Consider the following 25,026-nt stretch of genomic DNA (forward strand, 5'->3'; position numbering starts at 1 on the left):
AGAAGCGCTAGAGATTAACCTCTTCCTCGCGAAGAAGCATACGAAAGGGAGACCTGTTGTTGGCCCGATTCATTTTGCGAAGTCCCTTCACCCACAGATAGATCATAAGCGGGATCATAAACCAAATCCAATAGGTCGTGCCCGATCCGATAATCCAGTCGTATACGCCATGCTCGAGAAGAGGCACGGTGAGCGACATCAGCAGGAACAGGCGGGTGCGCGAACGCTCCGCGAACTTGGCTTTGCCCAGATAGTACCCCATCGTCACACCGAACAGTGCATGTCCGGACACCGGAAGCAGCGCTCGGCCGAGCAAGGTAGCGAATGAAGCCGGCTGATATATGGCATACAGCACATTCTCGACCGTTGCGAAGCCAAGCGATATGGCAACAGCATAGACGATGCCGTCATAGGGCTCGTCGAATTCCGTATGGTTGTAAATAATATGATAAAGCACAAACCACTTCACGATTTCTTCCACGCCCGAGGAGATTGCAAAAGCAAACACGATGGGATGATCCCCCCACCACAATGTAAGTCCTCTCTGAATGATCATAATGGGCAGAACGATCAGCACCCCGAGCAGAAACACACGAACAACCATATGCACCGGCTCTGTATCATACCTGTCCTTGAGATAAAAATAAGTTAGCAATGATATTCCAGGCGCAATCGCTGCGGTTAATATGGATAGAATCAGCATCGTTTCTCTCGTCACCTCCCAGGCTGCCTTGTCATCTGCCCTGTTTATTATTCAACTATTACACCCAGCCGCGAAGCCTGGAGGCCTCGGCTACTTTCCTGACGCCTACCATATAGGCTGCAAGCCGCATATTCACTTTGCGCGACTGGTGCAATTCATATACTTGATTGAAACCGCGAATCATCATGGCTCTGAGCTTCGTATCCACTTCCTCTTCGGACCAATAGTAGCCTTGATTGTTCTGCACCCACTCAAAGTAAGAGACGATAACGCCTCCACTGCTTGCAAGCACATCCGGAACTATTAGTATACCACGATCGGTAAGGATGCGGGTTGCTTCCAGCGTTGTAGGACCATTGGCAGCTTCAACGACGATTCGGGCACGAATCCGGTCTGCGTTGTCTGCCGTAATTTGATTCTCAATAGCTGCTGGTACAAGTATATCGCAATCCAGCGTAAGAAGCTCGTCATTCGATATCGTATTTTTGAACAAATTGGTCACTGTGCCGAAGGAATCTCTCCGATCCAGCAAATATTCAATATCGAGCCCATTCTCATTATACAACGCTCCGTTCACATCGGAAATAGCGATTACTTTGGCGCCTGCTTCATGCATGAACTTCGCCAGGTAGCTTCCTGCATTTCCAAAGCCCTGAATGACAACCCGCGCATCGGGCAGGGCAATATTCCGCTTCTTGAGCGCTTCGTCGATCATGATGGCCACACCGCGCGCAGTGGCGCTCTCTCGGCCCAATGAGCCGCCAAGCACAATAGGCTTGCCCGTTATAAACCCCGGCGAGTCAAATTCGCGAATTCTGCTGTACTCGTCCAGCATCCAAGCCATAATTTGAGCGTTCGTCATGACATCAGGCGCGGGAATATCTTTGGTCGGGCCTACGATCTGGCTAATCGCCCGAACATAACCCCGGCTGAGCCGCTCCAGCTCGCTGAATGACATTTTGCGCGGATCACATATGATGCCGCCCTTGCCGCCGCCATACGGCAAATCTGCAATGCCGCATTTCAGACTCATCCAGATCGAGAGCGCCTTCACTTCATCCTCATTCACATCAGGGTGAAACCGGACGCCGCCCTTGGTCGGGCCGACCGCATCATTGTGCTGCGCGCGATATCCGAGGAACACGCGAGTCTTCCCGTCATCCATGCGAACCGGTATTCTAACCGTCAGCATACGAATCGGCTCTTTCAACAATTCAATCATATCATCACCGTAACCAAGCTTTCTGAGCGCTTCCTCAATTACAATTTGTGTCGATGCAAGCACATCATTATTATTTTTATTCACTGTCAACGTCCCCACCTTTTCTTGTCTAATAATATGAGCGCTATGATGCCCAACTATGCGGATTCCATCAACCGTCCCTTCGCAACTGTACCAAATAAAAAAGCATCCGCATACGGCTATAATACCGCAGCTGATGCTCTGGATTAATTAAAAATGAGTGCAAATCTCCCGAACGGCTTGAGCTGGAATGATGACTTTACCGTATTCATCAAGAATAGCGGTCGTAACGGAGGTCGCCTCTCCGTACTCGGCAAGCAGCGCAATGATGGCATGATATCGCGGCAACTCTACTCCCACCGGCTCAAAAGCAAGCATATATTTGCCATTATAGGCGTATAAACGTCCATCATCTGTCAGCTCCGCAGCATGCAGCATCTTGCTGACTGAAATGACATCCTCGATATCGCGAAACGCGTACAACACGACATCGCTCTGCTCCAGAGTCACTTCAAGCTCGTAGACGTCTTCATCGTTATCTTCTTCTTCAAGAGCTCTGTCCTCATGCTTTCCGTTCACTTTACCCCGCGTGACAATGACAACCATGCCTTGGGCCGGAAGGGCAAATACTTCAACAGCAAGTGGACCGCTTGCATCAAACCCGAGCTCATTGTAGGCCTGATCCATCATCTCACTGAATAACTCATGCACTTTCGGTATTTCACGCCACATATCTTCCTTCTGGATCCCACGCTCCAGCAGGTCGTCGAACGTCAGGAAAATTCGTATTTTGTCTTGATTGAGTCGTTCGATTTTCATGATAGGATCCTCCTTTTCGAGGGCATCTGCTTCGTTTGTTCCGGAGCAAAACAATCTTCGAAAGCGCACCAACGTGGCAGTTTCTGTTATTACAGCGTATGAAACTGCAAGCAAATTGTGATTAAATCGTGCTATGTAACTATGTTATCATGTATGTCCCCCGAATGCACTAGGGTGGAATGAAAAAAGAATCGTTTGAACCGTTTGTTTCTATACGCAAAAAAACGGTCAAACGATTCATTTTTTTGATGCGCTTTTTTAATGCGCTTTTCCTTCAGCCGCAATACGCTCCGCTTCCCGCTTCACAGTTGGATCGCTGTTCATCAGCATTTCAATCTGTCCCCAGGCCGCTGCTGAATCCTCTGGAGCAGCACCCTTCTCTTTAGCTGAAGTTGAAGCAGAAGCAGAAGAGCTCTTGCTGCCGAGCTTCCTGCTAATGACAGCATCGATTGTACGTCCCTTCAAACCCGTCGCCATGCTCGTACAGGCTGCGGTCGCCCATGCGAACATGCCGGGCCGCTTCTTCGCCACATAGGCTGCAGCAGCCATACCCGCCAGACTACCGAGCAGAAACCCCGTCCATCTCATGTGCCATCCTCCTTATTTCTATTGGGTTGCGCGCTTAGTTTTGCCCTTGCCTCCACACCTCATTCCAGCATAAAAAAAGGAAGGGTGACGCATTGCATCGCTTCAGTCTTTCGGAAATATGATACAATAAGGGCGATTTACGAAAGGAGGATGATCATGCTTACCATGCAGACAACAAGAACAATTGCGGCGCTGCTCCTTGCGATTGCGCTTACTGCCGGATGCGGAGCTTCAGAGAAGGAAGCCGGCAATGGCAAGCAGCCCGCTGCTGCTGAACTATCTCCAGAGGTGGTACAGCCCGGCCAGAAGCCTCCTGCCCATGAGCCGAAGCCTCCTTCAACGGGCGCGACGAACAACGGCCAAGCTCCTTCCGAAGGAACCGGAGCCGCCAATGAAGAGCAGACGCCTGAGGTCAAGCCGAAGGAAAAGCTTTACCGCATGGATGCTGCGTACCGGTTTAAACCGATCAATAAAGATACGCCTAATAAAGTGGTGCTCCTAACGTTCGATGACGGGCCTAAAGAAGATGAGATGCTGACATCCATGCTGGATACGCTCGACAAACATAAAGCCAAAGCCATCTTCTTCGTGAATGGCTACCGGGTTAAACAGCATCCGGAGCTGCTGACAAAAATTTCTGATCGCGGACAGACTGTCGGCAATCATTCCTGGGATCATATTGATTTGAAGAAGCAAGATCTGGAGGAGGTAGAGAAGCAAATCGGGGATGTACAAGCTATAGTCAAGGAAACAATCGGAACCTCACCGCTCTTCTTCCGTCCTCCCTTTGGCTCTGGGGGCGATAAAGTGAAGAGCATCGCCCACAAGTACGGCATGCTGTACATGACTTGGTCGAACGGATCATTGGACTGGGATAAAAGCACGAAAAACAAGCCGGAGCTGGTCATCAGCAATGTGCTGGAACAGCTCCATCCCGGCGCAAATATTCTCATGCACGAGCTTCCCTGGACCAATGAGGCGCTGGATACGCTGCTCACCAAGCTGGAGGAGAAGGGCTACGGCTTCATCGATCCGGAGACGATTGATTCCGGTCTTGATGAGGCTGCGAGCGCAAAGTAAACAGATGAAGCTCTGCGGGTACATTCAAGCGCATCGGAATCTTCGAGGTGCCAAAACCGCAGCTGACGAACAACCGGGGCGACACTGCTCCGGTTGTTCTTTGGTTGGAGTCGTTATACCAGCCATCGCTGAACGACCGCACCGATACCGTCTTGAGCAGCGGTCCGAACAGCGGAAGCACAATCTGGCCTCCGTGGGTATGGCCGGTCAGGATCAGATCAACAGCTGTATCGCCTTTGAACTTCCTGACGATGATAGGGTCATGTGCCAGCAGCAGTGTGAACATATCTCCTGTTGCCCCATGCTCGCTGAGAGCGAGCTCCAGATTGGCACGGCCGGTTCGCGGATCATCGACACCGGCGAGTCTGATGATACTGCCGTCCTTTTCCTCCAGCAACACCGCTTCATTCACGAGAACCCGCACTCTTTCTTCTTGAAGCATCACTTCAAGGGGACGAATATCCTCGTCATAATCATGATTGCCGTACACCATATACAGCGGCGCGATGGATGACAGCTTGCGGATATTGCTCCTGCAACGTTCCAGCGGAACTCGCTTCTCCCGCAGATCGCCTCCGACCAGTACAAGATCTATCCGGCCTGCTGCCTTGCATTGCTGAATGATGGCATCAGGGATGCCGCGGCGATGGATGTCAGAGATAAATAACAGCCTCGTACCGTCGAATGATTCCGGCAGACGGGCCAGCGCGACCTCTTGGCAGTCCAGTTGATAGTTGTAAGCTTCGCGTATCATATACAGAATTATGATGACGGCAGCGGCCGTCAATATGAATAGAATAATTACCATCATCGGCTGCTCAGCCCCCTATTGTGCCGCTCTAGCGGCGCTCAGTCCATCACTTGAGAGGCAACTCCCCCGAATTGTGCTTCCCCCATAACAGCAGGCCTCCAAGCAGCATCAGGAACAGGACGATCAGAAAGCGATAGAACCATTTGGTCATCTGCCCTTTATTAGAAGGGTGCGTCTTTCTCCTGGAAGGAATACCCGCATCCGCGACTCTGGTCTGGACTGCCGGCTCACCGCTGCCCTGAGATTGCACATTGCGGTGCCGGCTGCCGAATTTCTCCATTCTGCTCATTGTTCCCTCCGAAATCGGATCAGTAATCCCATAATCATGTCAATCAAGAAATGGGCTATGACTGGCGCCCACAGCGTCCCGGTCTCTATGTAAATCCAGCCTAGCGCATAGCTGATTGAGAATACCAGTCCTGTCGGTATCCAGTGTCGCAAATACCGCACATGTATGGTTGCGAACAGAATACTCGTCCAGTAAGGGCCGATATGCTGCTGAATCGCCCCGCGGAACAAGGTTTCTTCGCACACTGCAATAATGAAAGACAACACGATAATATGCCATACCGGACGGCCTCGGAAAATCCGGTCATTAACCCCGCCGTCATCGCTAACATCTTCAGGGACAAAACGGGATATAAGCAGATCGACAACAATTACAAGTCCTGCCAAACCAATGCCCCATAAGGCAAACGACCATCCTTCTGGAATCCCGAATAACAAAAGTGGATTTCTATGCTGAAAAAAAATCCATATTAAACCGATAATAAGAGTGATGGCTTGCGTAGCATACAAATTAATTAGTAATAGACGGTCATCGATTTGGTCAATTGTAACTTTTTTGAACCTAATTTTGCGCATGTCGAATTTTTTCATCGTTTACCGCCTATCATGAAGGTTCATATTTCAATTTATAACATTTTCCCCTATACTTATAGGACAATCGGTTCATGCAAGTTTCATAAGATGACGCATTTCTACATATAGCAGCATCATCCCTATTATAAGTCGACAATATAGAATGAAGGGGTTTTAACATGGAGAAACGACTTACACGTACTGAAATGCTCTTTAGTTTTGGCTTTCTATTCATGCTTGTAGTTGCGGTCGGCGCCTTCTTCTACGGCGTTCAGATCGGTTCAGACAAGACAGAATCGAAGCTGATCGAGCAAACGAAGCATCTGAGCTCCACTAAGGGAGGCGCAGTAACAGCCTACCAGCAGCAGGATCTCGTTTCTTTCTATCATACCGTATTTCTGCCTTATCGTGAATTTCAAACCGAATGGTTTCAAAGCTTGCATAAAATGTCCTCTCAGCAGCTGGCCGATACGTCTTCAGCTCTGAAGGAATTATCCAGTCTGGCTAAGCAGAAGTATAAAGAAGCCGAAACCGCTTCCGTACCTAAAACGTCACCATTGCTCGAACAAGCGCAGCTTCAGTTCCTGAAAGGACTCAAAATGTTCCAGGAAGCAGCTGACCGCGGAGCGGTATCCGCGAAGGAGCTGTCTAACGCTGAACTGCTCTCGGCCTTGAAGCAGGATGCTTATTATGTTGAAGGGGTCAAGCATGCGATGGGCGGCCAACAGAACTATTATGATGCGATGCTGCAGTGGGCTTCATCGGTTAATCCCAACATCCCCAATGTAATCGCAACGTCTGACGTGCTTGAGATCAATCAGTGGAAGTCGCTCCCTCTTGTTGTGAAGAACAAGCTGATGGCCCAGCAGCTGAACACGCGCAAGCAGCTTGCCTCCTTCTACCCGCAGGATCTGACATCACGTGTGGACGAATTTATTCTGGCAGGCCAAGCGAACAAGATGAAGATGAAAACGATTGATGCGATCGTAGATCTGCTTATTAGTACAGAAGCGGTGCGCTCTGGCGATTTCAGCGGGAGCAAAGCGCAGCTGTATACGAAAGAACTGCTGCCGCAGCTCCCTTTCTTCTATCCCGAGAAAGAATAGCTGACTCTTATCCTAATCATATTGAAAGCCATCATAAATCGAGGCTACAGAAGCCATTCCACCCGCAACATTGTGGAGGCTCCCGTAGCCTTTTTCTTGCAAATAATTGCAGACGGCCGCACTGCGAACACCGTGAGCGCATATAATATAAAGCGGTTTGTCCGAGGCAAGCTCATTCAGACGATCCGGAATTGTGTTCATCGGTATAAGCAGTGATTGCTCCAAATGATAATAGTCCCATTCCATTCCTTCACGAACATCAATAATCTGACGGGATTCGAGCTTTCCTGAACGCAGCAGCTCAACGAACAACTCCGGCTCCAAATCAACCCAATGGCTCATCCATACTCCCCCATTTTTTAGGCTCCAGCCTTATCTTCTTGCGGTTGATCATAACGAAATTTTCACAAATGAGCAAGTTTCGGCATTGCTTTTGTCTACATTCTTGCTATAAAATAGTAGAGGCTAATGCATAACCTTTCTGAGGGGATGCATGCATTGAAAAACGAGTTTCTACTTGGAGACGTGACTGGATGTACGTTTCTACTTTTTTTTACATATGCTTGTAGGAGGCAATTCGACATGTTTAAAGTATTAGTCTCAGACCCAATCAGCGATCTTGGCATACAGAAGCTTGCCGACGCTGAGGATGTAATCATCGACAAGAAGCCCGGACTTAGCGAGGACGAGCTTGTCGCAATTATCGGTGAGTACGACGCACTGCTCGTTCGCAGCCAAACGCGCGTAACACCACGCATTATGGAAGCGGGCAAACAGCTCAAAGTAGTTGGACGTGCGGGTGTAGGCGTGGACAACATTGACCTGAATGCAGCAACACAGCGCGGTATCATTGTTATTAATGCACCTGACGGCAACACGATTACAACTTGTGAGCATACATTCGCCATGATTATGGCTGTTGCGCGCCACATTCCACAGGCTTATCAGAAGACAGTAAGCGGTGTATGGGATCGCAAATCCTTCCTCGGCGTTGAACTCCGCAACAAAGTGCTTGGCGTTATGGGCATGGGACGGATCGGCAGCGAGGTAGCGAAGCGCGCCAAAGCATTCGGTATGGAAATTTGGGGCTACGACCCATTCCTGACGGAAGAGCGCGCTGAAGCACTCGGCATTCGTCTTTCTACTGTCGATGATATCGTGCGCAACGCTGACTTCATGACAGTGCATACGCCATTGACGCCTGAGACGCGCCATATGATTGGCCGCAATCAGTTTGAAGTGATGAAGAAGGGCATGCGCATCGTTAACTGTGCGCGTGGCGGCATTATTGACGAGCTTGCTCTTGTTGAGGCAATCGAGCAAGGTATCGTTGCAGGAGCAGCTTTCGACGTGTTCGAAGTCGAGCCTCCGGCTGCAGATCACCCGTTCCTCAAGCTGCCGCAAGTTATCGTAACGCCTCACCTTGGCGCTTCCACTGTTGAAGCACAAGAGAATGTTGCGATTGACGTGTCGGAGCAAGTGTTGAACATCCTGCGCGGCAAGCCGTTCATCAATGCGGTTAACATGCCTCCGATTCCGGCGAATCTGCTGAACATTATTCAGCCGTACTTCCCTCTCGTAGAGAAGCTGGGCAACTTCGCGGCACAATTGGTAGAAGGTGCAGTTGAAGAGATTACGGTCAACTACTCCGGTGAATTGGCTGATCTTGATACCCAGCCGTTGACCCGCCACGTCGTTCGCGGTGTATTGTCTCACCATCTTGGTTCCGAGCAGGTCAATGTCGTTAACTCGCTCCATCTTGCCAAAGAGCGCAATGTTAATATCGTCGTTCAGAAATCGCCACTATCCCGCGACTTCACGAACCTCGTTACCGTAACGCTTCGCTCTAAGAAAGAAGAGCGTCTCGTAGCCGGCACACTGCTGTCCGGTTATGGCCCGCGTGTTGTACAGATTGACAAGTTCCCGGTTGATGTTGCTCCTGAGGGCAATCTTATTCTGGTATCCCATAACGATAAGCCTGGTATTATCGGCCGTGTCGGTACGCTTCTTGGCAACAATGATGTCAACATCGCAACGATGCAGGTTGGACGCAAAATTATTGGCGGAGCTGCTATTATGGTTCTCTCCGTTGATAAAGGAGCTTCCAAAGAAGTACTCGCCGAGCTTGCCAGCTTGGCTGATCTGAACAATGCGAAAGAAATCAATTTGCTGTAAGAGCACCTTCCATTGTGCGGAGCCCGTCTTCTTAGCGGCAGGCTCACACTTAACTTATACGAAGAAATGGTTGAGCAGTGATTCACAACTGCTCAACCATTTTTCTTTTCATACTATATGTGTGCTGAACACACTCCTCACCAGAGGACGATCCTGCTATCCCCTCTTGACGCCGAGACATATGAGACATATGCGACATATGCGACATGTGTGACATATGCGACATGTGCGACATCCGAAATATGTGAGGTATGCGAAACATGTGAGAAACGCGATAGTCAAAACATGCGAAACTGCAGGCTTTCTCTCGTTTCCGGCCTGATGAAGAGCTAATGCCTGCCAGAGTGCAGGCATTTCATCATATCTTCCTCTTATCGGCCAGTTTTTTCTAAAATACCTGCTTGGCTGCAGGAATTATATCATTGAAGCGTTTTTTAACCGAAATTCATGCGCATTTGCAGGCTTCTTATTGTTCTGGACATCCCTCTGCATTCTGCCCCCTACTCTCCTGCCATCTATTGGCTTCTCAAGCAGAGATGTCAATCACCGTTCTTCGATTCGCGCTCCTGCTTATTGTTCCGAACCTGAAGCAGAACAGAAAATGGCCGGGATCGCTGACGGCAACGGCTTTGTTCAACAGCGTGCATAATCGCAGGAGGGACTCTACCACGCACCGCACTTATCCACCGAAATTCCTGCATTTACGCATTTACGCATTTACGCAGGATTCTCGCTCTGCCAGGACCCCTCCGTCCAAAATGGGGCCAACTCACCATGCCGAATCTGCAAGATCGCTTAATAGGGCTCCCAATGCGCCGGAATACTCGCCTTTATCGAGAAAGACCGGTTTGCCACCCCTCAGCTCTGTGTAGCTCTCTACCGCTCTCTTGAGCGGATCATTGCCAATAAAGGACGACCCGATAAATACGATCGTCGAGACGCCGCAGGATTGTGCCGCAAGCACGCTTACCGTTGCGACAGTCTCTCCCACCATTCCAATGACCGAAGCGGCCAGCTCGGGCTCCCTGTATCGTCTCTCGGCGGCTGATCTTGCAACGCTGCCAAAATTACTAGCTGTCAAATGGCCCGGAATCGGCGGCTCTCCACCTTCATAGATATGGCCCACTGTCAAATCTATCCGATCACGCAAGCCGCCAGCAGCCGCTTCAACTATAGCTCCATATTCCGACAAGCCGGTAAGAAGCCGGGAGAGGCCAACCATAGTCCCTCCGCCAATGCCGGTGCCGCCTACCCGCCGCTGAACGCCTCTGTCCACATAATGGATGGAAGTTCCGGTGCCGACATTAGTCAATATGTATGATTCCTCTGCAATATGATTTTGTTCGAGCAAATACTGTGCGCCGCGGCAGGATGCTTGAAACTCGACGATCTCCCTGGCCTCCTGCTTCAGATGCCTCTGCAGTAATGACGCTTTCCCGCCTGTTATACAAATATCAGCATTCTGCATTTCGTTCAACCAAGAAGCCACATGCACCAGCTCCGCAATTGGAAAGGTGACAAGCTCCAGCGAATCCTCATGTCGATAAGCAGCTTTAATAAGCGTGCCGCCTGCATCAATGCCGATGTTCATTACTCGCTGCCCCTTCTTTCAAGCTGCTTGACGGTGCCGTCCCCGTAGCCCACAATCACTTGCCCTGCCATGCCAACAAACAGTCCGTTATCTACTACGCCGGGAATCGCATTGATTCTGATCGCAAGCTGCGACGGATGCAGGATATCCCCATAATCGCAATCCACGATATAATTCCCGTTGTCAGTCCAATATGGCTTGCCTTCCAGCATGCGCAGAACAGGCGTGCAGCCAGTAGCACTCAACTGTCTCATTGTGATTTCATAGCCGAACGGGATGACCTCCACTGGCAACGCGAAGCCGCCTAAGCGCTCCTTCACCTTGCTTTCATCAACAATGATGATGAGCTGCTTGCTGATGGAAGCAACTATTTTTTCCCGCAATAGCGCTCCACCGCCGCCTTTGATCAAACTCCAACTCCTGTCAACCTCATCCGCCCCATCAATTGTCAGGTCGAGCTCCACCGCCTCTGAGGATGACATCATTGCAATACCAAGCTCTACAGCTAATTCCTCGGATGCACGAGAGGTCGCAATCGCTCGGATATTCAGCCCTTCCTGCACTCTCTCTCCGATTCTGCGGATCGCCCAATACGCAGTTGATCCCGTGCCCAAGCCAACCGTCATACCATCTTTAATGTATTCTACTGCTTTTTCAGCAGCCGTCTTTTTGGCATTCACTGCACTCTCTCCCCTTCAATCGTCGAAAATATAACTGTCATCACGATCCTGTTTTTTAACGCTCCACCCTAATTATACCCTAACGATTGCCGCAGATGAGAGGGGCTTATTCAACTTTCCGTCATTTTTCTCCGAATCAAAGCTCAAAGCAGCTCCCTTGTCCGGGAAACCCATTTTTTCAACCATATTTCTGATTTGGAACCCCGCTTTAATCGATTTCCTATCTGTGCATCCCCATGCTAATCCGTAGATTCCTGCAAAAGTGCAGTTTTTGCCTCGTTCCGCCCTGCTGACGACCAAATACCTGCCAGAGTGCAGGCATTTCGCCGAAAATTCCGCTTATCGATCATTTCCACCTTATAATCATGAATAATCGCAGGCATTCTACCATTTGCGGCTTTTTTCCAAATGAATCCCTGCACTTACGCAGGCTTCCTTCTCTGTCTGCCGAATTGAAGTCATCAACAGCGCCGCAAAATTGACATTGTCCAGAACACTCCGGCTTTACGCCAAGCCCTATCGGTCTCCTCTACATGACAAACAATTTATATGAACAAATTGTAAATTGTTTCACGACCAACAAGATTAGTCTTCCTGAATCAACAAAAAAAGCGCTCCGATTCGGAGCGCTTTGCTAAATGCTACTCTGCTTCGACAGGAAGCAGCAGTGTGAACGTCGTCCCTGTGCCCACTGTGCTTTCCGCCTGTATATGGCCCCTGTGGGACTCTACAATGCTCTTCACAATGGCCAGTCCAAGACCAGTCCCACCGGAGGCTGCGCCGCGCGTCCGCGCTTTGTCAGCCTTGTAGAATCGCTCGAAGATATAAGGCAAATCACCTTCAGGGATGCCTTGACCCTCGTCCTTAACCTTCACTTCGATATATCGCTTCTGTTCCAGCGTGACATGCCTCGCCGACAATATAATCTCAGCATCGCTGTGTGTATGGCGCAGCGCATTATCGAGCAGATTAGTCAGCACCTGCTCCAGCCGGTCTTCATCCGCCGCTGCAACGCGAAGCGGCACCTCCGGCAGCATGCACTGAAGACGAATTCCCCGTTCCTTGGCGTAGACGAGAAACTTGCGATGAACCCGTCTTAGGAGGCTCTCCAGATCCGCTTCGATGAGATTCATCTCCATATGTCCGGCTTCCATCCGCGCCAAATCCAGCAAATCCTTCACAAGACGGCTCATGCGCAGCGATTCGTCATGAATGACCTGCACCAGCTCCTGCCGCTCTTCCGGAGAGGCCGCAATATCGTCCATCAGCGCTTCGCTGTAGCCCTGAAGCATGGACAGCGGCGTTCGAATCTCATGAGAGACGTTGGCGACAAAATCCCTTCTCAGCTTCTCCAGCTTCGTCTCCTCTGTCACATCACGTATAACGGCAACAGCACCGCGTACGGTATCATTGGATTTGAGCGGCGCCATAACAACCGACCAGACACCGCTCTGAACATGAACCTTGTCCGTCATATCCCGTCCTTCACGAAGCACGGTACGGTAAAGCTCGAACAGCGGTCCAGGCACTTGACTGCGATTGCGGCCCCGATTGCCCTTCTCCCGTTCCTCTTCAAGCCATTCCAGCTCATTCCAGCGGCCCAGCAGCTGCTGGCCATGCGGGTTAGCCAGGATGACCTGCCCTTCCGCATCGAAGGTAACTACCGCGTCCGCCATGCTTCTAAGCACACTGGCCAAATGATCCTTCTCATGATTCAGATCGCGGATCAGCGTATCGAGATCCTCCGCCATATGGTTGAATGTATTGGCAAGATCGCCAAGCTCATCATTGGAGCGAATCGGAACTCGCGTGCGATATTCGCCCTGCGAGATCAGATCCGCTGCTTTCTTCAATTGCAGGAGCGGCTGTGTAATCTTGGTAGACAAGAAGAATGCAAAAAAGGTGGACAGCAAAAATCCGATAACCGCCGTGTAGACGAACAATACTTTGACATCACCTGAATTGGTAAATGCGCTGTCGATATATTGCAGCAGGAACATTCCGAGTATAATCAGAACGACCGCCACAAGCAGCATGATCGTCAGCCACAGCTTACCGACTACACTTCTCCATATCATCACTTACTTAGGCACCTCAAGCTTGTATCCGACGCCCCATACTGTCGTGATCATGGCAGCTGCCTCCGGCGATACTTTGTTCAGCTTCTCGCGCAGCCGCTTCACATGCGTATCGACTGTGCGCAGATCGCCGAAAAATTCATAGTTCCAAACATCCTTGAGCAGCTCTTCCCGCGAGAACACCTTGTCCGGCGAAATAGCCAAATAATGAAGCAGCTCATACTCCTTCGGAGTCAAGCTGACCTCCTGGCCGCCAGCCATAACGCGATGGGCATCATGCTCGATAATGAGATGCGGGAATACGATATTGTTATTCGTTAATGTTTCTTTGGTCAGATACGCCGTTGCCGACGAGCGGCGAAGAATCGCCTTCACCCGGTAGATTACCTCGCGCGGGCTGAAAGGCTTGACCACATAATCATCAGCGCCTACCTCGAACCCTTGAACCCGGTTCATCTCCTCGCCCTTGGCAGTAAGCATAATAACAGGTGTAGCCTTAACCTGGCGCAACCTTGTACATACCTCGATGCCATCGATTCCAGGAAGCATAACATCAAGCAGAATGAGGTCGAAATCGCTGCTTGTTGCAAGGCGCAGCGCTGTCTCGCCATCCTCCGCCTCCTCGATCTCATAGCCTTCCTTCTCCAAATACATCTTCAACAGCCTGCGGATTCTTTCTTCGTCATCCACGACCAGAATACGGTGCAATTGTTCAGACATGCGGATCAGACTCCTCTCCATCCATTAATTCGTGTCTCATTAAACACCGGCATAAGAATGAAGGCCGACCAGAACGAGATTAACGCCAATGAGCGTGAACATGACAACTACAAAGCCGATAACGGCAAGCCATGCGGACTTCTTTCCATGCCAACCGCGTGACAGGCGCAGATGCAGATAGGCGGTGTAGTACAGCCAGGTTATAAGCGCCCATACTTCCTTAGGGTCCCAGCCCCAGAAGCGGGACCATGCGATGTACGCCCAGATCATAGCAAATATTAATGCGCCGAGTGTAAAGATCGGATACCCGATGGCAATGGCGCGGTAGCTGATTTCATCCAGATCTTCCTCGTCAATGCCGTCCATGAGCGGGTTGATCGCCGCTCCAAGACGTCTGCGAAGCGCCAGACGAAGGATTCCGTACAAGATCGAGCCCGTCAGAATGGACCATACAATAGTGTTCAGCTTGCGTGCCGCATTGACGCCATGCATCCATGACGGTGTCTCGAATAGCGGCTCCTTCATGCCAAGGAAAGATTGCACCTCGATATTCTGGCTGTTGTAGGGCTTGAAGATCGGCGGCATGGAATATTCAACCGTCTCCGTAGTTGTACTCTCAATCCCTTTGCTGTCAATCGACACAATCTCCTGAATGAAGGATGCCTTGTAGTCAACGCCGCGAAAGGCGAATACAGTACCGATGAACGCTACAATAATGACGATCACATAAAGGGTAAATTCGACCCAGCGCTGGTCGCGCCGAGATTGGGCATCGGTTTTCTTGAAATCAACAGTGCGAAGCAAATACATCAGGCCAGCCGCAAAGCCAACCGCGAAGAATGCTTCACCAAGCGCTGCTGTCGTAACATGAATGCGGAGCCAGTAGGAATTAAGCGCTGGTATAAGCGGCTGAACCTCCTGTGGGAATACCGACGCATAAGCGACGATAATGACCGTCAGCGGAAGTGTGAACATGCCAAGCAGCGGCTTCCGGTAAATCGCATAAACGACGACAAAAGCGAACATAATCGCCATCGCCAGAAACATCATAAACTCATACATGTTGCTGGTCGGGATATGTCCCCCGCCAATCCAGCGGGTAATGAAGAACGTCAGATGTGCGGCGAATCCCAGCACAGAGACGATAAAGGCAATGCGCCCCCAGCGCCGGAGATGATCCTCCGGCTTGCGGTTGCTCCAATTGCGGCCTGCTACAGCAACCGCATAGAACAGAAATCCAAAGCAGTATAGAAAGAAGGCGACTAGAAAGGCGTCGCTGCTGAAATCAAGCAAACTCACGATTTGTTCCCTCCGTTATCGAGCGACTTGGGCTCTATGTCGATGCCGATTCCGCGCAGAGCGGATGCGACGTCGGCACGCATGCCGTAATTGTTCTTGTTCGTATGTGCGCCCAGCAGTAGACGTCCCTCGTCTATGCGAAGCCAGATACGGCGGTGCTGCCAATAAGTTCCGATCAGAACTCCGAACATAAAGATGCCTGCGCCTACCCAAATATAAGGCATCGCATAGTCAGTCCGAACGTTGAGCGAAGTAATCGCACCAGTGAAGGCTACACCTTCCATTGACGGAACTTTAATCTCAAAGCGCTTTCCAGTCTCGCCGTTGATGGTATCCTGGCTGAACCGTTCTTTGTCATTTTGCTTAGGGAAATACATGTAGGGAACGCCCTCGGCCGGCAAATCCGCGCCTTTCAGCAGAAAAATAAATGCGGGCGCATTCGGTTCGCGCGACTTGGTCGTCGGATTGCCGGAGGAATCCAGCGTAAAATCCATATACTTCTGTCTAAGCTCAAGCGTATAATCCCCCAGCGTATAGATCAGCTTGGGATTGCGCATATCCAGCTCGAAGGGGCCGTATGTCTTGCCAGACTCTTTATCTATCAGCACGGGATTGACTGCCTTAAGCCTGGGCGTATCATCAAAGCCGAACTGATAAGCCTTGAGCCCCTTATAGGAAAGCGGATCATTCACAATGATATTATGGCGCTTCACCTCTTCCAGCTCTGGCTGGACGGATGGATCATCGCAATTCGCTGTGCATTCGTACAGGACAGCCTTTGTTTCGTACAGCTTGGCGCGCGCTGTTCCTTTGAGCCCTTCTGGAAGCTCTTCATCCGTGTAGTAATCAACGGTAAACTTCTCATTCTTCAAGTAATAGGAGGTGTCGGGAATTTGCACAACCTCGCCTTCAGGCACCGATATATAATTATCCATCGACCAGCCCGGAATAGAGCGAAGCAGCACAGCCAGCAGAAATATAATCAGGCCGATATGGTTGATATAAGGGCCCCAGCGGCTGAAGCGGTTCTTCTCCGCAAGCAAGGCCGTACCATCCGTCTTCACCCGGTAGCGTTTGCGCTTCAACTGCTCTGCCAGCCCTCCGATCCATGCTGCCTCATCACCCTTTATATCAGCAGTATAGACCGTTTTCTGTCTGGATAGAAATTCTCCATGCTTGCGCACCTGCTGTTTGCTAAGCGCCCGATAAAGAGGCAGCACCCGGTCAAGACTGCATATAACAAGCGAAGTTCCGATCATGACAAGAAGACCGATGAACCACCAGGATTCATAGGTATTGGACAAGCCAAGCTCGTAATAGACTTTGCCGATCCAGCCGTACTTCTCTTCATAGTAGGTGGAAGGATCAAAGGAGACAAAGGCATTCTCCTGCGTAAATATCGTACCGACTATAGCAGCAAGCAATGTGATAACGATTAGACGAACCGCTATTTTGACCGATGAGAAGAAATTCCATACCCGGTCGATAATGCCCGGATTGCTCTTCTGCGAGCGGCGGGCAATGCCATCATAACGCATTTCGAGCGGGGTATCCTTACCGGCTTCTTCCGCTTCCTCCAGCGGCTTGCCGCAGTTCTCGCACAGCACAGTGCCGATCGGGTTCTGGTGGCCGCATTCGCATTTCGTATTCTGAAAAGACAGCAAAGTAGAATAGACCTCCTTCGACTAGGACTGCAGCAGCTCTGTGACGCGCTCATCGATGTCCTTCTCCGTCATAGGTCCGACGAAAATGTCCATTATCGTGCCATCCGGTCTAACAAAAAACGTCGTTGGATACGACCTCAGGCCATACTTGCGTTCCACGTTTCGATTATTATCAAACAGGATTGTGTAGCTCACATCGTACTGCTTAACAAAATTGTTGACTGTAAACTCATCTTCACCCAAATTAATGCCTACGATCTCAAAGGGCTTGTCCTTATGCTTCGCATATTGGCGCTGCAGATCAGGTGTTTCATACACGCAGCCCGGACAGAAAGTTCCCCAGAAGTTGATGATTAGCGCCTTTCCTTTGTAGTCGGCAAGCCTGTGTGTCTTGCCGTCAAGGCCAAGCAAGGCAAAATCCGGCGGGGTATCTCCCTTCTGCGGCAGGCTGTCATTGGATGAGAACAATGCATTGCCTATCGCATAGCCGCCCAGTAACACGACGCCAAGCAGAATAATAATTTGAATGGTTCTGCGGTTCTTTTTCACCGGTTTATCGTCACCGCCCCTTTTGTCGCTGCACCGTGAATAGTATCATTATAACGAAAATCGGGCGGCATTAAAGCTCGCCGCCACGTGTTATTTTTGAATTTTATGTGTCTTGAGCGCCTTGTCCAGCAGCTCCTTTACCTCTTTGGGCGTCAAATGACGGAACTTGCCGCGCTGCAGATTCTCCAAGTGCAGCTCGCCGAATCTGACGCGCTTCAACCGGATGACCGGATGCGATATCGCCTCGAACATTCTCCGCACTTGGCGATTGCGCCCCTCATAGATCGTAATGCTGATCGTCGCCTGTTTCTTGTCGGGATCCACATCCTGATATTCTACTTCCGCAGGGGCAGTCATGCCGTCCTTCAGCTTGATTCCCTTCTGCAGCTTCTCCAGCTCTGTGCCGTGGGGCACGCCCTTGACTGTCGCCAGGTACGTCTTGGGCACATGATGGCTTGGATGGGTAAGCAGGTTAGCGAATTCGCCGTCATTCGTAAGCAGCAGCAGGCCTTCCGTATCATAATCCAGGCGGCCGACCGGGTAGAGCCTTTCCTTAATCCCATGCAGGAAGTCCGACACGATCTTGCGGCCCTGCGGATCGCTGGCGCTCGTAATGACACCTTTCGGTTTATTCAGCATCACATAGAGCTTGCTCTCGCTCTTGATCGGCTTGCCCTTCACTGTAATGACGTCGGCAGCTGGATCAGCCTTCACGCCCAGCGTTGTTACGACCTCGCCATTGACTTGAACTTGTCCGGAAGTAATAAGTTCCTCGCATTTGCGGCGTGATGCGACACCCGCCTGCGCCAATATTTTCTGTAAACGTTCCAATGCTTTCACCTCACCCTTCATCATACCCTAAAAGCGGCAGCAAAGGGAAGTTCCACATGAAGAAGCCTGTCGAAGCGGGGACCTTCCTCAGGCCTTCCCACCCAACAGGCTTCCAAATCATCCAAATACCAATAAACAAATCATAATCGCTGCAGCAAAGCCTACCATATCCGAGAACAGCCCGACTTTCAGCGCGTAGCGGCTGCGCCTGATTCCTACTGCGCCGAAGTATACAGTTAACACATACAGCGTCGTATCCGTGCTGCCCTGTATAGTGGAGGCGATCCGGCCGATCATAGAATCCGGGCCATACGTCTTGATCAGCTCGGTCGTGAAGGCAAGCGAGCCTGCTCCGGTAAGCGGCCTCAGCATGCCAAGCGGCAGAACCTCGGCAGGAATATGGAGCCAATGAAAAAGCGGCTCGAACAGGGAGGCCAGCATGTCCATTGCGCCAGAAGCGCGGAACATGCTGATCGCCACCATCATCCCTACAAGATGGGGAATAATATTGATCGCTGTCCCGAAGCCTTCCTGGGCGCCGCTGAGGAATGTTTCGTATACAGGCACTTTGCGGAATGCGGCGTACAGAGGAATCAGCACAATCATAAAGGGGATGATCCATGAAGATACTGCCGTTATCCATTCATACAACGGCCTCACCCTTCCCGCTGCCCGGCGTATTGTTCGCTATTGCCGCATAACCTCCCGCGCCCCCATGCTTGCCGCTTGCACCTGCCCCGCCGGAGCCCCCGCCGATGTCCTTCCATTGCGGAGGCTTGCCGGAGCGATGCCTGTACCAGCGGTCAGCCGCTATTGCAGCTGCTGTTGCGATTAGTGTCGCAGCCAGCGTCGTACCGACAATCTCGGCAGGATGGGCGGAGCTGTATGTCATCCGAATCGCAATCAGCGTAGTTGGCACGAGCGTAATGCTCGAAGTATTAAGCGCCAGCAGTGTGCACATTGCCGCCGATGCTGTTTCTTTGTCAGGGTTAAGCTTCTGCAGCTCCTGCATCGCTTTGATACCCATAGGAGTAGCTGCATTGCCAAGCCCCAGAATGTTCGCGCTCATGTTGCTCATAATATAGCCAAGCGCAGGATGGTTGCGCGGCACATCCGGGAACAGAAACCGCACGACAGGCTGCAGCAGAACGGCCATTCTATCCAGCAGCCGCGCATCCTCGGCAATGCGCATCAGTCCGAGCCAGAACACCATGACGCTAATCAGGCCGAAGCTGACCGTAACCCCGCTCTTCGCACCATCGAATGCCGCTTCAGTCAGCGCCTCCATCCTCCCGGTAACGGCTGCAGCGATGAAGCTTGCAACGATGAAGAACAACCAGATCCAATTCACCATCTTGCCGCCTCCCCTCCGAACAGCGTCCCCAGCACAAACTTCAACGCTCCCCAGAAGGAGGTCAGCCAGGGCTTGGCGGATAACGGATGCGACGTCAACGAGGTCGACCAAGCCTCCCGATCCGGCAGCTTGATACGAGCGCCCTGGGGTTCATAGACAGGTGTAGAGCCGATCTTCGCATCACCGATATACCAATTGATCGTGCCCCGCTCTCCCAGCGCATAAGCAGTAGATTTTACCGGAAGGAGTACCATCTTGGAACGAAGCTGCTCCCTCTCGCCCTCTGCGAACGGATATTGAAGCGTTCGGCCGACCGCGAGCGGATAGCCATTAACCGGTTGGCCTTTATGCGCCACTTCGTCAAGCGGATAATGGGCGAAGCCCCAATTAAGCAGCTTCTGGTGATCGACCCAATCATCGCCGTCATTCAGTGTCACGACAGCCAATTGTTGATTGTTGCGGGTCGCCGAGCTGACCAGACAGCGGAAGGCCTGCTTGGTGAAGCCGGTCTTTACGCCATCGGCTCCTTCGAACATCGTGAGCATCTTGTTTTTATTTTTCCACTTATAGTCCCATTCTTCGTTCGGATTCGGCGCTGTTTTTATTTTCGTCTTGACGATTTCTTTGAAAATCCGGTTGCGCAGCGCGTAGGCCGTCAGCTTGGCCAGATCGTTCGCAGACGAATAATGCCCTTCGGCATCCAGCCCATGGGGATTCTTGAATTGTGAATTTTCAAGCCCGAGCATGCGAGCCTTCTCATTCATGAGATGGACGAATCCTTCCTCCGAGCCGCCGACATGCTCGGCGATTGCGGTTGCCGCATCATTGCCGGAGCGGAGCATCAATCCGTACAGCATATTGTGCAGACTCATCTCCTCGCCCAGCTTCAGGTAGATCGAGGAGCCCTCCTTGCCGGCCGCGCGCTTGCTTGTCTTCACCTTGTCGGACAGCTTGCCATGCTCAATCGCTACGATAGCAGTCATTATTTTGGTCAGACTGGCGATCTTCATCTGCTTGTCGCCTTCATCGCTATACAACAGCCTGCCGGACTCCACATCGATGAGCGCGGCCGCTTTGGCATGTGTGGAGATCGGCTCAGGTTCAGCATGGACGGACGCAGCTCGGTCCCATGGTATGATGCTCCACGCTAATACGAATACCCCCATGAGACCTATGGTCATACGAACGAGCCTCATACATTTCCTCCTCTAACATTGGAATAAGCTTCAATCGGCTTGCCGACTGCCGGTTGTGATCCGACTTCAGGTCTTGTACAAGTATATGAACCCTGTGACATTCATATGTCCCTATGATCATTGCCGGTATTGACCGTATGGGGCAACATGAGCCGCAACAGAATAAAGGCTGCACCCGACCGCCATTGGGATGGCGATGGATACAGCCTTGCAGGATAGAACATGGCCTTTACGTCTCTACACCAGGTTCGACTCCGGCGTTTCGATCAGCACAGAAACATCATTCCCTGTCTGGGATTGACTGCTGCTTTTGAACATGCTTTGAATCTTGTCGAACACCTGCGGCGCAGAATCGATAACCTTCTCCATCAGATGCGTCTGACCGTCAAGCGGTACAATTTTCACACCCTGCGTCCCGACAACAAGAAAGGCAATCGGCGTAATGGAGACACCGCCGCCGCTGCCGCCGCCGAATGGCAGTGCCACCGAAGCATTGTGGGCATCGCCGGACTTTGCCGATGTGCTCTCCGTTTGCTGGCTGTTGTCGAACCGGATATCACTTCCGCCTGCTACGAAACCGAATCCTACCTTGGAGATCGGCATAATGACACTGCCGTCCGGCGTTTGGACGGGATCGCCGACAATCGTGTTCACATCGACCATTTCTTTAATATTTTCCATGGCTGTCTGCATCAAGCCTTGAATCGGATGATTGTTCACTTTCTTTCCTCCTCCTTCGGGTACTCACCTCATAAAGTCAGTGCAAGTTGCAATACCTAGCTTTCCCTTGGCTAAGATTCATTATGTGCCTTACGCCTTCAGCAGGATTTTTTGCCAGCCCAGCAGCCCTTTCTCCGTGCCATGAACCTTTTTTACCCGCCGCATCAGCACAATTCCGGCATAGATCGCATAGCCGAACCTGATCTTCGCCGTGAATTGCCCGTCTGTAGAGAACTGCGCCCGTTCAAAATTCGGGTCTACAGCGATCTCAGGCTGCGCCTGCAAACGGACCAATTGCGACAGCACGCCTATCGCCGTTGTTTTCACCGACCAGACCATTCCTGTCGCCATAGCCGTCCACATCGCATCTCCTGTACCTACTGCCGTTCGCCACTGCCAGTCAACCAGCTTCACGTGGCTCAGCATCGTTCTAACCCAGCCCAGCAAATTATCCGTATGTTTAAGCAGCATCTGAGCTTTCTCAATCGATTGCATTATTTTCTCCGGATTGAGGTTGGTTAATGACGATCCGCTATGCTTCCCGCCCATATTCTCTTCCGTAACCTCGCGCTTCAGCTCCATCTCGAATCCTTTGACCCGCATGATCGGCAGCTCCCAATGATAATTAACAAGTCCAAGCAGCGCTTTTATTTGCAGCTCGGCGTGATCATTGTCACCGATTCGCCTTGCGTTGCCGTGAATGACGACCGAGGACATCGCAGCGGCGAAAATAAGCAAAAAAAAGAGAACTGCCCCAATCAACCATCCGAGCGGGTAACCCAGCATGGGCGCTAATCCCCCGTTTCCCTATAATTGGCTCGAATATAGTATGACCTCATGGACAAATCTCATTCATCATCTTACTCGTTTTCATCGGAAGACTGCGCTTCCCTGTCGAACAGCTCCTTCTCCAGCTCTTCCGTATCCAGTTCTTCCCCATCCCATTCTTCTGTCCCTAATTCTTCCGCCTCCGGTTCCACGGTATCGAACTCCTCGGACAGCAGCTCATCCAGCGGCGGCAAATCTCCCAGCGGCATTTCCTCCAATGTCAGCTGGCGGCCCTCCAGCTTCTCGAATAAGAGCTGGGTCTGGTCGTCAAGCGAATCATCATCAACTGCTGTCGGTTCGGGAAGCGCATCCAAGCCGGCCAGTCCAAAATAATCAAGGAACGACTTCGTCGTGCCGTACAGGATCGGTCTGCCGATAGCTTCCGCGCGGCCCACCTCTTCGATCAAATCCTTCGTAACAAGCGTATAGATTGGGCGTTCGCTCTTGACTCCCCGTATCTCTTCAATTTCAACCCGTGTGATCGGCTGCCGGTAGGCGACAATCGACAGCGTCTCCAAAGCCGCTTGAGAGAGGCTCGAGCGTGTCGGTGTATAAGCCATTCGTTCAAAATAAGCCGCGTGCTTAGGATTCGTCGTTAATCGAAAGCAGCCTGCAACAAGCGTCACCTGAATACCTCGTCCCTTGCGCTTGAACTCCTTCATCAGATCATTCGTAATGTCCGCCGCAACCGCAGCGTCGAGCTCTAATATATCGGATAATTGCTTGGCGCTTAGCCCTTCGTCTCCTGCCATGAAAAGCAGGCCTTCAATAATCGACTTCAACTTCGAGTAGTCCATCTTCAGCCGCTTCTCCTCTCCTGTGTATCACAATGTCCTCGAACAATTGATGCTGATAACAGCGAATATGCTTCATCTTCATCAGCTCCAGCAGCGCCAGAAACGTTACAACGATCTCATGCCTGCTCATATCTTCACGAATCAGCTTCGAGAAACGAACCGTTTCATAGTCCCTTAATACGACGATAATGTCATTGATCCGGTCCTTAACCGATATTTCGTCCCGGTGAATCGTCGCGACTATATTGCGGCGCGTGGCTCTGCGCAGCGCCTTCTGGAACGCTTTGACGAGATCGCCCACATGCAGCCCCTTGACGGGGTTAACCGGTACTGCCTTCATATAAGGCGTTAAATCCTCCGGCTCCTTCGTAAAGACAAGGCTGCGTTCAAATTCCTGTTCCCGAAGCTGTTCCGCGATTTGCTTGTATTTCCGGTATTCAATCAGCTTGGCAATCAGCTCGTCGCGCGGATCAAGGCCGTCGTCCTCCCACAGCTCGTAATCATCCTCGATGACCGGAGGCTTAGGCAAGAGTTGCTTGCTTTTAATGGATAAGAGAGTCGCCGCCATGACAAGAAATTCGCTCGTAACCTCAAGCTCCAGCTCCTGCATCGCATTCAAATATTCCATATATTGATCCGTCACTTCACTTATGGATATTTCATGAATGTCGATTTCCGCTTTGTCGATCAAGTGCAGAAGCAGATCGAGCGGGCCTTCGAACGACTCCAGTTTGTATGTCACCGCCATGGTGCTGCCTCCTAAACGTCATGCAGACAACCGGCATTCCCTTGGTGGGAATGACCGGTTGTCTGTGCAACTGATATCATCTTTGTCTATTCTAACAACTTCATAAAATATTAGCTCAGCAGCGTTTTGGTCAGGTTCGCCATCTCGATAGCGGTAACTGCAGCTTCCCAGCCCTTGTTGCCTGCCTTCGTGCCTGCACGCTCTACCGCTTGCTCGATGGAATCCGTCGTCAGTACGCCGAATACAACCGGCACGCCTGTCTTGAGGCTGGCAGCCGCCACGCCCTTAGCCGCTTCGCTGCATACATAGTCAAAATGCGGTGTTGACCCTCTGATTACTGCGCCCAAAGTAATGACCGCATCGTATTTGCCACTCTCCGCCATCTTGAGTGCGATCAACGGAATTTCGAATGCACCTGGCACCCATGCAATATCCACCTCTGCATCATCTGCGCCATGGCGCTTGAATGCGTCCAGCGCACCGCCCAGCAGCTTGCTCGAAATAAATTCATTGAATCGTCCAACGATGACTCCATAACGCAAACCTTGCGAAATCAGGTGACCTTCGAATACTTGATGTGCCATA

The 25,026-nt window shown here is 51.2% G+C and carries 27 protein-coding genes; 3 read left to right on the top strand and 24 right to left on the bottom strand.

Going from position 1 to position 25,026, the window contains the following annotated elements; all coding sequences use genetic code 11:
• Positions 1-7 precede the first annotated feature (7 nt).
• From prsW to K0T92_RS01815, 4 genes are all read right to left on the bottom strand, one after another.
• Positions 8-703 (bottom strand): glutamic-type intramembrane protease PrsW, encoded by a 696-nt coding sequence (gene prsW, locus K0T92_RS01800; protein ID WP_219870703.1) that lies wholly within the window; start codon positions 701-703, stop codon positions 8-10.
• A gap of 58 nt (positions 704-761) precedes the next feature.
• Entirely contained in the window at positions 762-2,009 is a 1,248-nt protein-coding gene (locus K0T92_RS01805; RefSeq protein ID WP_343223610.1) for a Glu/Leu/Phe/Val family dehydrogenase, read from the bottom strand.
• Between the two features lie 147 nt (positions 2,010-2,156).
• The gene (locus tag K0T92_RS01810) at positions 2,157-2,765 is read right to left on the bottom strand and encodes a genetic competence negative regulator (RefSeq protein ID WP_219870705.1); all 609 of its coding nucleotides are present in this window, start codon (positions 2,763-2,765) and stop codon (positions 2,157-2,159) included.
• A 258-nt stretch (positions 2,766-3,023) separates the two neighbouring features.
• Positions 3,024-3,353: a hypothetical protein gene (locus tag K0T92_RS01815; protein WP_219870706.1), complete on the bottom strand. Its 330-nt coding sequence runs from the start codon at positions 3,351-3,353 to the stop codon at positions 3,024-3,026.
• A gap of 165 nt (positions 3,354-3,518) precedes the next feature.
• Between K0T92_RS01815 and K0T92_RS01820 the strand changes: the two genes are divergently transcribed.
• Positions 3,519-4,433 carry a polysaccharide deacetylase family protein gene (locus K0T92_RS01820; protein WP_219871166.1) on the top strand — a complete coding sequence of 305 codons (915 nt, stop codon included), beginning with the start codon at positions 3,519-3,521 and terminating at the stop codon, positions 4,431-4,433.
• Here the strand turns inward: K0T92_RS01820 and K0T92_RS01825 are convergent.
• Genes K0T92_RS01825 through K0T92_RS01835 form a run of 3 tightly spaced genes read right to left on the bottom strand, consistent with a single transcriptional unit; the run spans position 4,378 to position 6,123 of the window.
• Positions 4,378-5,244, bottom strand: coding sequence for a metallophosphoesterase (locus K0T92_RS01825; RefSeq protein ID WP_219870707.1), 867 nt, complete (start codon positions 5,242-5,244; stop codon positions 4,378-4,380). The genes K0T92_RS01820 and K0T92_RS01825 overlap by 56 nt on opposite strands.
• 46 nt (positions 5,245-5,290) lie before the next feature.
• Entirely contained in the window at positions 5,291-5,533 is a 243-nt protein-coding gene (locus K0T92_RS01830; protein WP_219870708.1) for a hypothetical protein, read from the bottom strand.
• Complete coding sequence (locus tag K0T92_RS01835; protein ID WP_219870709.1) at positions 5,530-6,123, bottom strand: CPBP family intramembrane glutamic endopeptidase; 594 nt, start codon at positions 6,121-6,123, stop codon at positions 5,530-5,532. Before K0T92_RS01835 ends, K0T92_RS01830 begins: the two co-directional genes overlap by 4 nt.
• Positions 6,124-6,284: 161 nt before the next feature.
• On the opposite strand from K0T92_RS01835, the gene K0T92_RS01840 reads away from it, so the two are divergent.
• Entirely contained in the window at positions 6,285-7,211 is a 927-nt protein-coding gene (locus tag K0T92_RS01840; RefSeq protein ID WP_219870710.1) for a hypothetical protein, read from the top strand.
• A 12-nt stretch (positions 7,212-7,223) separates the two neighbouring features.
• Here K0T92_RS01840 and K0T92_RS01845 read toward each other — a convergent pair whose 3' ends face one another.
• Positions 7,224-7,553: a rhodanese-like domain-containing protein gene (locus K0T92_RS01845; RefSeq protein WP_219870711.1), complete on the bottom strand. Its 330-nt coding sequence runs from the start codon at positions 7,551-7,553 to the stop codon at positions 7,224-7,226.
• Positions 7,554-7,793: 240 nt separating this feature from the next.
• On the opposite strand from K0T92_RS01845, the gene serA reads away from it, so the two are divergent.
• Positions 7,794-9,386, top strand: coding sequence for a phosphoglycerate dehydrogenase (gene serA, locus K0T92_RS01850; RefSeq protein ID WP_219870712.1), 1,593 nt, complete (start codon positions 7,794-7,796; stop codon positions 9,384-9,386).
• A gap of 769 nt (positions 9,387-10,155) precedes the next feature.
• On the opposite strand, the gene coaW is transcribed toward serA, so the two are convergent.
• From coaW to ribH, 16 genes are all read right to left on the bottom strand, one after another.
• Positions 10,156-10,977, bottom strand: a complete 822-nt coding sequence (gene coaW, locus K0T92_RS01855) for a type II pantothenate kinase (protein ID WP_219870713.1) — start codon at positions 10,975-10,977, stop codon at positions 10,156-10,158.
• Positions 10,977-11,657: a ribose-5-phosphate isomerase RpiA gene (gene rpiA / locus K0T92_RS01860; RefSeq protein WP_219870714.1), complete on the bottom strand. Its 681-nt coding sequence runs from the start codon at positions 11,655-11,657 to the stop codon at positions 10,977-10,979. Before rpiA ends, coaW begins: the two co-directional genes overlap by 1 nt.
• Before the next feature lie 641 nt (positions 11,658-12,298).
• A complete protein-coding gene (locus tag K0T92_RS01865) occupies positions 12,299-13,738 on the bottom strand; it encodes a HAMP domain-containing sensor histidine kinase (RefSeq protein WP_219870715.1) in 1,440 nt (479 codons plus the stop codon).
• Complete coding sequence (locus K0T92_RS01870) at positions 13,739-14,455, bottom strand: response regulator transcription factor (protein WP_219870716.1); 717 nt, start codon at positions 14,453-14,455, stop codon at positions 13,739-13,741.
• Positions 14,456-14,494: 39 nt separating this feature from the next.
• Positions 14,495-15,754, bottom strand: coding sequence for a cytochrome c biogenesis protein CcsA (gene ccsA / locus K0T92_RS01875; protein WP_219870717.1), 1,260 nt, complete (start codon positions 15,752-15,754; stop codon positions 14,495-14,497).
• Positions 15,751-17,418: a cytochrome c biogenesis protein ResB gene (gene resB / locus K0T92_RS01880; protein ID WP_219870718.1), complete on the bottom strand. Its 1,668-nt coding sequence runs from the start codon at positions 17,416-17,418 to the stop codon at positions 15,751-15,753. The genes ccsA and resB overlap by 4 nt, the downstream gene beginning before the upstream one ends.
• 21 nt (positions 17,419-17,439) lie before the next feature.
• Complete coding sequence (locus K0T92_RS01885) at positions 17,440-17,967, bottom strand: redoxin domain-containing protein (RefSeq protein ID WP_219870719.1); 528 nt, start codon at positions 17,965-17,967, stop codon at positions 17,440-17,442.
• Between the two features lie 90 nt (positions 17,968-18,057).
• The gene (locus tag K0T92_RS01890) at positions 18,058-18,798 is read right to left on the bottom strand and encodes a pseudouridine synthase (RefSeq protein WP_219870720.1); all 741 of its coding nucleotides are present in this window, start codon (positions 18,796-18,798) and stop codon (positions 18,058-18,060) included.
• A 117-nt stretch (positions 18,799-18,915) separates the two neighbouring features.
• The gene (locus K0T92_RS01895) at positions 18,916-19,404 is read right to left on the bottom strand and encodes a spore maturation protein (protein WP_219871167.1); all 489 of its coding nucleotides are present in this window, start codon (positions 19,402-19,404) and stop codon (positions 18,916-18,918) included.
• Between the two features lie 37 nt (positions 19,405-19,441).
• Positions 19,442-20,152 (bottom strand): nucleoside recognition domain-containing protein, encoded by a 711-nt coding sequence (locus K0T92_RS01900; protein WP_219870721.1) that lies wholly within the window; start codon positions 20,150-20,152, stop codon positions 19,442-19,444.
• The gene (locus tag K0T92_RS01905) at positions 20,146-21,348 is read right to left on the bottom strand and encodes a D-alanyl-D-alanine carboxypeptidase family protein (protein WP_246627788.1); all 1,203 of its coding nucleotides are present in this window, start codon (positions 21,346-21,348) and stop codon (positions 20,146-20,148) included. The genes K0T92_RS01900 and K0T92_RS01905 overlap by 7 nt, the downstream gene beginning before the upstream one ends.
• A 237-nt stretch (positions 21,349-21,585) precedes the next feature.
• A complete protein-coding gene (ytfJ, locus tag K0T92_RS01910) occupies positions 21,586-22,068 on the bottom strand; it encodes a GerW family sporulation protein (RefSeq protein ID WP_219870722.1) in 483 nt (160 codons plus the stop codon).
• 90 nt (positions 22,069-22,158) lie between these two features.
• Positions 22,159-22,854, bottom strand: coding sequence for a DUF2953 domain-containing protein (locus tag K0T92_RS01915; protein WP_219870723.1), 696 nt, complete (start codon positions 22,852-22,854; stop codon positions 22,159-22,161).
• A 74-nt stretch (positions 22,855-22,928) separates the two neighbouring features.
• A complete protein-coding gene (gene scpB / locus K0T92_RS01920; RefSeq protein WP_219870724.1) occupies positions 22,929-23,693 on the bottom strand; it encodes an SMC-Scp complex subunit ScpB in 765 nt (254 codons plus the stop codon).
• Positions 23,662-24,441 carry a segregation and condensation protein A gene (locus K0T92_RS01925; protein WP_219870725.1) on the bottom strand — a complete coding sequence of 260 codons (780 nt, stop codon included), beginning with the start codon at positions 24,439-24,441 and terminating at the stop codon, positions 23,662-23,664. Before K0T92_RS01925 ends, scpB begins: the two co-directional genes overlap by 32 nt.
• A gap of 110 nt (positions 24,442-24,551) precedes the next feature.
• Positions 24,552-25,025, bottom strand: a complete 474-nt coding sequence (ribH, locus tag K0T92_RS01930) for a 6,7-dimethyl-8-ribityllumazine synthase (RefSeq protein ID WP_219870726.1) — start codon at positions 25,023-25,025, stop codon at positions 24,552-24,554.
• Between the last annotated feature and the right edge of the window lies 1 nt (position 25,026).

The sequence above is a fragment of the Paenibacillus oenotherae genome (assembly GCF_019443105.1).
Lineage (GTDB): Bacteria > Bacillota > Bacilli > Paenibacillales > Paenibacillaceae > Paenibacillus_Z > Paenibacillus_Z oenotherae.

What these genes read in the sequence shown, in the direction of transcription:
- K0T92_RS01840 (WP_219870710.1), top strand. Translation starts at nt 6,285, where the DNA reads ATGGAGAAACGACTTACACGTACTGAAATGCTCTTTAGTTTTGGCTTT.
- K0T92_RS01815 (WP_219870706.1), bottom strand. Translation starts at nt 3,353, where the DNA reads ATGAGATGGACGGGGTTTCTGCTCGGTAGTCTGGCGGGTATGGCTGCT.
- K0T92_RS01820 (WP_219871166.1), top strand. Translation starts at nt 3,519, where the DNA reads ATGCAGACAACAAGAACAATTGCGGCGCTGCTCCTTGCGATTGCGCTT.
- K0T92_RS01915 (WP_219870723.1), bottom strand. Translation starts at nt 22,854, where the DNA reads ATGCTGGGTTACCCGCTCGGATGGTTGATTGGGGCAGTTCTCTTTTTT.
- ribH (WP_219870726.1), bottom strand. Translation starts at nt 25,025, where the DNA reads ATGGCACATCAAGTATTCGAAGGTCACCTGATTTCGCAAGGTTTGCGT.
- K0T92_RS01845 (WP_219870711.1), bottom strand. Translation starts at nt 7,553, where the DNA reads ATGAGCCATTGGGTTGATTTGGAGCCGGAGTTGTTCGTTGAGCTGCTG.
- serA (WP_219870712.1), top strand. Translation starts at nt 7,794, where the DNA reads ATGTTTAAAGTATTAGTCTCAGACCCAATCAGCGATCTTGGCATACAG.
- K0T92_RS01905 (WP_246627788.1), bottom strand. Translation starts at nt 21,348, where the DNA reads ATGAGGCTCGTTCGTATGACCATAGGTCTCATGGGGGTATTCGTATTA.
- coaW (WP_219870713.1), bottom strand. Translation starts at nt 10,977, where the DNA reads ATGAACATCGGCATTGATGCAGGCGGCACGCTTATTAAAGCTGCTTAT.
- K0T92_RS01900 (WP_219870721.1), bottom strand. Translation starts at nt 20,152, where the DNA reads ATGGTGAATTGGATCTGGTTGTTCTTCATCGTTGCAAGCTTCATCGCT.
- K0T92_RS01830 (WP_219870708.1), bottom strand. Translation starts at nt 5,533, where the DNA reads ATGAGCAGAATGGAGAAATTCGGCAGCCGGCACCGCAATGTGCAATCT.
- scpB (WP_219870724.1), bottom strand. Translation starts at nt 23,693, where the DNA reads ATGGACTACTCGAAGTTGAAGTCGATTATTGAAGGCCTGCTTTTCATG.
- K0T92_RS01925 (WP_219870725.1), bottom strand. Translation starts at nt 24,441, where the DNA reads ATGGCGGTGACATACAAACTGGAGTCGTTCGAAGGCCCGCTCGATCTG.
- K0T92_RS01810 (WP_219870705.1), bottom strand. Translation starts at nt 2,765, where the DNA reads ATGAAAATCGAACGACTCAATCAAGACAAAATACGAATTTTCCTGACG.
- K0T92_RS01895 (WP_219871167.1), bottom strand. Translation starts at nt 19,404, where the DNA reads ATGATTGTGCTGATTCCTCTGTACGCCGCATTCCGCAAAGTGCCTGTA.
- prsW (WP_219870703.1), bottom strand. Translation starts at nt 703, where the DNA reads ATGCTGATTCTATCCATATTAACCGCAGCGATTGCGCCTGGAATATCA.
- K0T92_RS01825 (WP_219870707.1), bottom strand. Translation starts at nt 5,244, where the DNA reads ATGATGGTAATTATTCTATTCATATTGACGGCCGCTGCCGTCATCATA.
- K0T92_RS01870 (WP_219870716.1), bottom strand. Translation starts at nt 14,455, where the DNA reads ATGTCTGAACAATTGCACCGTATTCTGGTCGTGGATGACGAAGAAAGA.
- K0T92_RS01835 (WP_219870709.1), bottom strand. Translation starts at nt 6,123, where the DNA reads ATGAAAAAATTCGACATGCGCAAAATTAGGTTCAAAAAAGTTACAATT.